The following is an 8,584-nucleotide window of genomic DNA, read 5'->3' on the forward strand; positions in this document are numbered from 1 at the left end:
ATTTTAATTTGATGTACATCAACACTTAAAATATGAAAAACCCCATCAAAAACCAGAGAGAAATTCATATATAGAATTAGTAAATAGAAGGGAAATAAAAAATAGATTGGATATATTATCGTATTGCTGTCAGGAATCGTCGCTCACTATTGTTTAATCCACAAAATGCAGGAACCAGGGCACGATAGTATCGCTCATCACGTCAGAAACGAAAAAACCCCAGGTAACTAAGTTACCTGGGGTTCATGTTTGGCGGAAGCGTAGTCCGCCAAATCAATGTCCGAGAATGCCAGAAAAAGTAATTTTTTATCATTAATAAACAATGTGTTGTCAAAATAGATTGTTCGAGGACGTCTTGCTACATTCGAAAAAATCTGACATTTTATGCAGTACCTTATGCATGGCGGTTTGTATGACAGGATTTACTATGCCGAAAAAAGCAAAAGAACTCACCGGACTAGCAGTTGCTAAGTTAAAAAAAGAAGGCTCTTTTGCCGTCGGTGGCGTTGACGGCCTGTATCTTCGAAACAGAGGCCAGTCCCGTTCATGGGTGCTTTGCGTCGCTATGGGAGTAAGAGTTAATGCTCTAGGAAGAACCGTTCCGAGACGTTTAAACATGGGTCTTGGCCCCTACCCTGAAGTTTCATTAGCGGAAGCGCGTGACAAAGCTCGTGAGCTGCGTAAACAAATCCGTAATGGTATTGACCCTCTTGCAGAAAAACACGCCCAAAAAGCGCATCAGGAACGTCTGGCGCACAAGAACAAATCCTTCGCAAGCTGTGCTGAAGACGTTATCGCAATTAAAACCAAAGAGCTAAAGAACCAAAAACACATTGCTCAATGGCGGTCCACGCTGGAAACGTATGCTTATCCTGTTATTGCTCAAAAACCCATCGCTGAGATTACAAAGACTGACCTATTAGCGATACTTGAACCGATCTGGTTAACGAAAAATGAAACTGCCAGTCGTCTTCGCGGTCGTATTGAAGCGATCATCGATTACGCAAAAGCGAAAGAATACTTTGAAGGTGATAACCCTGCAGCATGGAAAGGTATGCTTAAGCCTCTCCTGCCAATGCCAAGCAAGGTTCAGCAACAAAAGCATCATGCAGCATTGCCTTACAGTGAGATCAAACCCTTCATCTCTGAACTACAGAAACGAGCTGGCATTTCAGCACGAGCACTTGAGTTTTCCATCCTGACCGTCGCCCGTTCTGGTGAAATCCGTGGCGCTGAATGGTCAGAGATAGATCTGAAAGGTAAAACATGGACTATACCCGCTAACAGAATGAAGGCTGGGAAAGAACACCGTGTTCCACTGTCTGATGCAGCCATTGTCCTGTTAAAGGATTTACCGCGCTTTAAGGACAATAATCTCGTATTCCCTGCCCCAAGAGGTGGACAACTATCTGATATGTCATTATTGGCTGTATTGAAACGGATGGGACACAGTGGTTTGACACAGCATGGCTTCCGTTCAACATTTCGTGATTGGGCTGGTGAAACAACAGATCATCAGCGTGAGGTGATTGAACATGCGCTGGCTCACCAGTTAGCTGATAAGGCTGAGGCTGCATATCAACGTGGGACGTTATGGCCTAAGCGTGTGGCGTTAATGGATGAGTGGTCGGGCTATTGTCTTACCCATGTTTAGCTGTTCTGTCTGAATATACCATCAACAAAGCCCTTCGCAATATGGGCTATGACACGAAGCAGGACATCTGTGGACACGGTTTTCGCACGCTGGCCTGTAGTGCCTTAATTGAGTCAGGTTTGTGGTCAGAAGACGCTGTAGCGCTTCAAATGAGCCATAAGGAAAGCAATAGCGTCCGTGCTGCTTATACCCACAAGGCCAAGCACCTTGATCAGCTCCTTCTGATGTTGCAGTGGTGGATTTGTTATCTAAATAGCTGTATCTAATACCACTACACTTACGCTGACTGGCATGTAACATGTTGCGTAAAGGCATACATCGTAGACCTGATACAGCGTGGCAGAAAGAGAAAACAGCGCCAAAGCCTTACGCTATAAATGGATTACAATCCCGCACAGCTATTTAGGTACCAATATTAATGACATGGTTATACTATCTCAATTTGCTCGCAGCAAATAAAGACCTGAAAGCTAAGGATTACGTTGCCTTATACAGTAGACATATTCAATATAAGGATTTAATCTAGACAAGTCAGTCATAGTAAAGAAATGGAGTTTGTAGTGATCATTGAATATGCTGTGGAAAAAGAAACAAAACAGATCATGCATATTGATGATGTTCCTAATGGAGCTAAGTGTAATTGCATATGTAAGTCATGTAATGATGAATTAATTGCTCGCAATGGTGGAAAATTAAAAAAGCATCATTTCGCCCATAGAAATCTTATTGAAAAACGTGCTTGCCGAATGACACAGTTGCATTTAGCAATGCAACATTATTTTCTTAGCTTAGATGTATTAACAATACCTCAAATGACTTTTGCGTATAAGAATCACACGCTAAAAACACCACTAGTAAAAACCAAAATACTATCCGCAACCTTAGAACATAGAATTGGAACCTATGTGTCAGATGTCTGTCTTAACACAGATACTGGATTATACATCGTCGAGATCTGCGTAACACACAAATGCGAGCCTGAAAAAGTACGTTACTTTAAAAATAACAAAATAAATGCAGTAGAGTTAGCGTTTGAATACTCTGAAGATATCGAGATAGAAGAATGGTATCAACGTATTAAAAACAATCAAGTTCCCAATGAATGGTTTTATTACTCTGAGTGTATTAAAGCGATTGAATGTCATGAGTTCGCTGTTGAAAAAGAAATAAATGAAAGACATTCAAGAAGATTAAAAAACACACTAAATTCAATCAATAAAATACTGAAAAATAAAATCATATTCCTGCCAAGCATTCATGAGAATATAACTTATGAAGAATCTAATGAGGTTTTTACTGAAAGCTTCTGCCTTTACAAAAAGAAGAATCGTGCCGTTGATAAAATATCGGTTATACAAAAAAACGATGATTGTTTTATCCTACGTGGAGACACCTTGCATAAAGGGAAAGAATTTCATATATGGATAATATATTTACTAAATGAATTTGATTTGAATCTGATGGATGATTTTGATGGAAGTGTAATTATAAGATTCTATCCTATAGATAGTAACAAACCTCAATGGCGCTGGCTGAAATATCCATCACTTGAAAAAGAAAAATCACGACTACGATCTCAGTTCATTAAAAATTGCAAAGAAAATATACACACAAAATCCCTAACAATTCATATGAGCAATAGATTGAGAAATCGCTCATATGAGTATTTAGACATGACTGATGAACTATTCAATAGAGACTACAGTACATGGAATAAATGGCTTATAAACAATAATCTATTTACTCCGAGCATGCAGAGGAAGTGGCCCAAATTACCTATAATGCTTAAAGAAATGAAAGAATCCCCCAGCCTGTGGATGTTCCAGAGATGGTCAATTTTAATAATTAGCATTATGCTTAACATAATAGATAATATACCAAATGGAAGCAGCATTACTGTTTATAACATATTTGATGAAATGAGTAACATCCTACCTCTCGATCCTGAATTTATATTTTTAGAAGCAGAGGCAATCGCCAATAAGAAAACCATTCAATTACCTCATCGCCATCTTATTTTTAGAAGACATATAATCCATGAGACTCTAAAACCTTTGATTGATAGAGGTATATTAATAACTACTGGAGATATTATCATTAAGAAAACCCCACTACGGCAATTATTTTTACAGCCCGTGGAGTAATTAAAACATCGAGAGAAAGCTTTAAAATTCATTAGCGACGTAGTATATTGCACACAATATCGTCTGGGAGAACATCTAATGTCAATAAGTACTACCATGTCAAATATCAACAGACTACAAAAAGACATTGCTAATTTACAAAAACAACTTTCCGACGAGCAACGTAAAGAAGCTCAACTTTCAGGGAAAATAAATCAAATAGAACGTAGTATCACTAAATCGATATCATTAAGCACCTTGAACTCAAAAATGTCAGAAATCAATCGTTATAATAACGACGTTTCAAAATGTAGTTCTAAAAAAGCAGATATCAATAAAAAAATAGCAACTAAAACTGGAGACTTACATCGTTATCAAGTCCAACTCCTTAAAGAGCAAGATAATGAGCAGAAAAAAAGGATTGCAGCTCAAAAGAAAATTGAAAAAGAACAGTTAGATCATCAGAAAAAAATCACAAGGGAGTTGGAATCACAAAAAAGAGCAATATCTTCAAGCCATAATTTCAATCGTCAAATTATCAACAAACCTGATGAGACAGAAGATATTCTAGAGAGTTATGATGTTTTTATCTCTCATGCAACAGAAGATAAAGATAGTTTTGTCCGTCCCCTTGCTGAGTTGTTAAAAGCAAAAGGGATAAATGTATGGTATGACGAATTCTCTTTAGGTTGGGGTAAAAGTCTACGTAAGACAATCGATTATGGATTAGCAAACTCTCGGTTTGGAGTTGTTGTTTTATCTAAATCCTTTATCAAAAAGGACTGGACAGAGTATGAATTAAATGGTTTGACTGCCAGAGAAATGAACGGTGAAGACCAAGTAATATTACCAATCTGGCACGAAGTATCTAAATCTGATATCTTAAAATTCAGCCCTACACTAGTAGATAAAATGGCATTAAATACATCGATAAATACCATTGATGAAATTGCTGAACAACTTGAGTCATTACTTAAATGAAATAAATATTTAAACAAGAGGGCCTAACGGCCCTTTCATTTTCCCTTAAAGGAAACTCCACATTGGAGAGAATATATATTCCCAAACATGGGGCAACTAAATCAGCCCCAGTGGAAATAAACTTTTCGTAATGCCGCCAGTCACCTAATTACATGTATATAATCTTCTATCTGGCTCTCTACAGTTACTTCCACCATTATTACATTCATTTCCTCTATATCTTGACACTTCTATCTGTTTTAGACGATTTGGGTCGTTTGGACAAGAACAACCGCCGGTATCTTTATTTGGAACATAACACTTTCCTTCAACAACAATGAACATTCTATTTACACTTCCGCCACCTTCTTTCCACACGCCATTAGTACAAGATAATATAGAACCATCAACTGCTCGCCCTTGTAAACCATTAGGAGAACATCCATTTCCGGCATAGGCCACTCCATTTAGATGAAGATACTCTCCAACTGTTGTTCTACCACCTGAGACAACCCCTCCAGCACCATAAACTTGCCCTGCGGCATCTATATTACCATTGGAATGAACATAATTTGAGTTGAGGTTCCCTGATGCCCACACATATGAAGCATTTACCGTTCCATTAGCGTCTATGTTTCCTGTTGATTTTACATAACCACCATATAATCCCGCCGCTGTTTGAATATTTTTACCTGCGTAAGCAGTTATGGTATTCGTGTCCGTCATATTCCAACCGCCACCGTATTTCTGGAAGTAAATCCCCCCATCTCCCATAGTTCTGAACCAGTTATTAGTATAGGTCTCACCTCTGGACGTTATGGTTGTTCCTGATACGGTATTATTAGAATTTAAATTACCATTGACATGACCATTACCTGCTACATTCAAATCAGAGTTTAACGTTGCCACACCGCCAACGTCTAATGTTGATCCTATCGCTGCTGCCCCGCTAGTTCGTAATGCCTCCGTAGTTGTGGTTCCCGCTGCCGTTATATTTCTGGCATTATTTATGTCCTGATTACCCATGTTTAAATTACCTGTCATAGGTAATGTGCCATCACGACGCAAATACACAGAATACATAGAGGAATCGTAGCCAACACGATAAGCCAGTAGACCCGCTGCAGTGATGTTATTAAAAGCTGATGAAGTTTCTGTCCATGCGCCCTGTAGACCTGATACTAAAGTAGCTGATTTCGTCATTCCACTATCAATACCAGCGACCTGCATAGCTTTTCCTAACAAATCATAACGATATTTACCGCCTTCCAGCCAAGGCGATGTTGTTGTAATAAGACCATTGATAACAAAATTGGGAGCAGTCCCTGCACGTTTTAATACTATTTTGTAAGATGACTTTTGCATGTTAATGCCTGTATAACCTACAGGAAGAAACCCTTCATTTACTAATGTTTGATATGTGATTTCACAGCTATTAGATGTACATGTTCTTGGTCCCGGATCACTTGACTGACTGCTACTTGAAGAAAGTGTTGATAGCTTGTCATAGTGGATACTGATATAGCGATTTGCCGCCTCTCCTATTTGCTTTATCTGATTACCAACAGAATCAGCCATCATGTTTTCTTGATTAGTTTTCATGTCTTGAAATTTTAGAAATGCCATCATACTACCTGCACTCAACACTAAAATGAGTTCCAGTAATGAGAAACCTTTCTTATTTTTCTTTTTCATTTTCATCGTCCTTTTTTATTTCACGTACTAATCAATTAACAAAAATAAAAAAGAGGTCAAGACTGGTTAAGAACTAGTCCATAAAAAATCAACAATAAAATTTAGAAGGGGTAATGTGATCCATGATCGTCTTTTGTATGGTATCCTGCTCATGGCCTTAAACATTCAGGATAAAAGATAATGACTGAAGCTATTAAAGCACTTAATAACATCCGTACCCTTCGCGCTCAGGCACGAGAAACAGATCTGGCAACACTGGAAGAGATGCTGGAAAAATTAACTGCTATTGTCGAAGACAGACGCCAAGAAGAATCACTTGTACTGCAACAAAATGCTGAACGTCAGGCCAAAATTGAAGCGCTTCGTGCACAACTGCTTGAAGATGGTATTGATCCATCTGAACTGCTGGGCAATCCTAAATCTTCTCGTCCGGCTGCTGTTCGTGCTCCTCGTCCTGCTAAATACAAGTACATTGACGAAAATGGTGATGAAAAGACGTGGACGGGTCAAGGTCGTACACCAAAAGCGATTGCTGCTGCACTCGAAGGTGGTAAAGCTCTTGAAGACTTTGCCATCTGAGTTTGGTTGTGATTTATTGCCACGGATGGCCGTAAAAATTGACTACCGCACCCTCTGGGGCTTGGTCAACAGCTCCCCAGCCTAAAACAAGTTTTAAGCCGGAGAGCTGTTCGGACGTGAATTGATTTTATGGTCTGAATTTTTTGAGAACTCTTTCGATGTAGATTTTTCCATTTATTTTATACCGTTCGATATCATGTGTATGTAAGGATGGAACCTCCAACAACAAACCAAATAGTAATTGTTTATCTACCTCACTAATATCACAGTTTAAAACCTTGGCAACCTCTGCACCGAGAATTATTTTTTGTCGTGTATTTTCTTTTTTGCTATCTCTTTTTTCTTTCGCTTTTAGATAATTGAGCTTATTTTGTGCTCCCGCAATTTTTTGCTCAAGTGTTTTCTTTATTTCGGCCCTGCTTCTATCCCCCAGAAAGGCTTTACCTGTTAGATAGGTATTTTTTATTTCATCATCGTTCATTATTTACTCCATTGATTTCTATGATTATAAGGAACATTATTCCTGAACTCATCATCTGAAAGTGCTCGTTTGATTGATTTAATCCGAGATCGGAACTGTTTTTTTTCCTGCCTCTTTTTAAATTCAACTCGCACCTCTGTTATTATCTTTTCTGCTTCACTATATGCCTTTTCCAGATCGGTATAGATTCCATTATCAAGTAATCGTTTTGCTTCGAGATCGATGGCTTCATCATTATTTTTATACATAAAACCTCCCTGTATTGATTTCCTGATTATGTACTAACACAATTTACAGATAAATCAATAAGTAAGGTGTAATATTTTATCTGACAACCCAAATGCTCATAAAGCCAATGTTAATAGTCCATAATGCAGCATTGACACAGATCAGTATTACTTCTGATTCGCATAACCCACCGACATTCATATTCACCCCGTTTATTTCATGTTCTTATGTTCTTTTATAGTAAATATTTTATTTTGGCAAATTATGCCTGTATTAACACCATATAACTTAATATGATCACTAAAGTTTTCATATCGGATGGCGATACTGCTTGCCTCAATGAATTACTGGAACAGCTGTTCTGTGTGAAAAACTAAAATTTATGATGTATATCAGGAATGCCCATGATCACTAAAGAAAATAACTGATACCAAGTAATTAATACATCTTAAAGTTGTGGACCAAAGTTTATTATTCCTGACAGGGAGTAGGAGTACGTTTCTGATAAACTTAATATCACTGTTCCGCAGAAAATGCTCAATATGAAAGCATCAAAAAAGGCTTTATTATAGTCAGCTGACAATCTAATTTTATAGTCTTGACTTAGAAAATGGTCTTGTTAATGTTGAGCTTGACTGCCACAACGTTGTTGCGTTCTAAACAATCATTCTAAGTCTAAAAACGCTCACAGATTTTCATAGAGCGTTTTATCAAGTTAATTAGTATCGGATTGGCCCAGAAAGATTAAACTTTCCATTCTCATATGAATAAGTTATACCAAAATATTCCAGGTAATGACTCCAACTTATTGATAGTGTTTTATGTTCAGATAATGCCCGATGACTTTGTCATGCAGCTCCACCG

Annotated in this window: 8 protein-coding genes and 1 pseudogene; 5 read left to right on the forward strand and 4 right to left on the reverse strand. The window is 37.9% G+C overall.

Annotated features, from left to right (window positions below; genetic code table 11):
- Positions 1 to 427 precede the first annotated feature (427 nt).
- From QMN38_RS25955 to QMN38_RS25970, 4 genes and pseudogenes are all read left to right on the forward strand, one after another.
- On the forward strand, positions 428 to 1,654 hold the full coding sequence (locus QMN38_RS25955) for a tyrosine-type recombinase/integrase (RefSeq protein ID WP_123268189.1): 1,227 nt from the start codon (positions 428 to 430) through the stop codon (positions 1,652 to 1,654).
- An 8-nt stretch (positions 1,655 to 1,662) separates the two neighbouring features.
- A pseudogene (locus tag QMN38_RS25960) lies at positions 1,663 to 1,920 on the forward strand (tyrosine-type recombinase/integrase); the annotation flags it as partial.
- A 294-nt stretch (positions 1,921 to 2,214) separates the two neighbouring features.
- Positions 2,215 to 3,798: a competence protein CoiA family protein gene (locus QMN38_RS25965; protein ID WP_124021560.1), complete on the forward strand. Its 1,584-nt coding sequence runs from the start codon at positions 2,215 to 2,217 to the stop codon at positions 3,796 to 3,798.
- 78 nt (positions 3,799 to 3,876) lie between these two features.
- Positions 3,877 to 4,758: a TIR domain-containing protein gene (locus tag QMN38_RS25970; RefSeq protein ID WP_323606366.1), complete on the forward strand. Its 882-nt coding sequence runs from the start codon at positions 3,877 to 3,879 to the stop codon at positions 4,756 to 4,758.
- A 144-nt stretch (positions 4,759 to 4,902) separates the two neighbouring features.
- Here QMN38_RS25970 and pilV read toward each other — a convergent pair whose 3' ends face one another.
- The gene (pilV, locus tag QMN38_RS25975) at positions 4,903 to 6,432 is read right to left on the reverse strand and encodes a shufflon system plasmid conjugative transfer pilus tip adhesin PilV (protein ID WP_124021558.1); all 1,530 of its coding nucleotides are present in this window, start codon (positions 6,430 to 6,432) and stop codon (positions 4,903 to 4,905) included.
- A gap of 180 nt (positions 6,433 to 6,612) precedes the next feature.
- Here pilV and QMN38_RS25980 point away from each other — a divergent pair, with 180 nt between their 5' ends.
- A complete protein-coding gene (locus QMN38_RS25980) occupies positions 6,613 to 7,011 on the forward strand; it encodes an H-NS family histone-like protein (protein ID WP_126320185.1) in 399 nt (132 codons plus the stop codon).
- Positions 7,012 to 7,138: 127 nt separating this feature from the next.
- Here QMN38_RS25980 and QMN38_RS25985 read toward each other — a convergent pair whose 3' ends face one another.
- The 3 genes from QMN38_RS25985 to QMN38_RS27115 form a co-directional block, all read right to left on the reverse strand.
- Positions 7,139 to 7,492 (reverse strand): conjugal transfer protein TraD, encoded by a 354-nt coding sequence (locus QMN38_RS25985; RefSeq protein ID WP_071444961.1) that lies wholly within the window; start codon positions 7,490 to 7,492, stop codon positions 7,139 to 7,141.
- Positions 7,492 to 7,740 carry a hypothetical protein gene (locus QMN38_RS25990; RefSeq protein WP_071444962.1) on the reverse strand — a complete coding sequence of 83 codons (249 nt, stop codon included), beginning with the start codon at positions 7,738 to 7,740 and terminating at the stop codon, positions 7,492 to 7,494. The genes QMN38_RS25985 and QMN38_RS25990 overlap by 1 nt, the downstream gene beginning before the upstream one ends.
- A 785-nt stretch (positions 7,741 to 8,525) precedes the next feature.
- Positions 8,526 to 8,582, reverse strand: a complete 57-nt coding sequence (locus tag QMN38_RS27115; protein WP_003032489.1) for an IS1 family transposase — start codon at positions 8,580 to 8,582, stop codon at positions 8,526 to 8,528.
- Positions 8,583 to 8,584 lie beyond the last annotated feature (2 nt).

It is taken from the genome of Citrobacter sp. R-1.5.2 (genome assembly GCF_035064245.1).
Lineage (GTDB): Bacteria > Pseudomonadota > Gammaproteobacteria > Enterobacterales > Enterobacteriaceae > Citrobacter.

Coding starts and splice junctions, on each gene's coding strand:
- QMN38_RS25985 (WP_071444961.1), bottom strand. CDS start 7,492: ATGAACGATGATGAAATAAAAAATACCTATCTAACAGGTAAAGCCTTT.
- QMN38_RS25990 (WP_071444962.1), bottom strand. CDS start 7,740: ATGTATAAAAATAATGATGAAGCCATCGATCTCGAAGCAAAACGATTA.
- QMN38_RS25970 (WP_323606366.1), top strand. CDS start 3,877: ATGTCAATAAGTACTACCATGTCAAATATCAACAGACTACAAAAAGAC.
- pilV (WP_124021558.1), bottom strand. CDS start 6,432: ATGAAAAAGAAAAATAAGAAAGGTTTCTCATTACTGGAACTCATTTTA.
- QMN38_RS25980 (WP_126320185.1), top strand. CDS start 6,613: ATGACTGAAGCTATTAAAGCACTTAATAACATCCGTACCCTTCGCGCT.
- QMN38_RS25955 (WP_123268189.1), top strand. CDS start 428: ATGCCGAAAAAAGCAAAAGAACTCACCGGACTAGCAGTTGCTAAGTTA.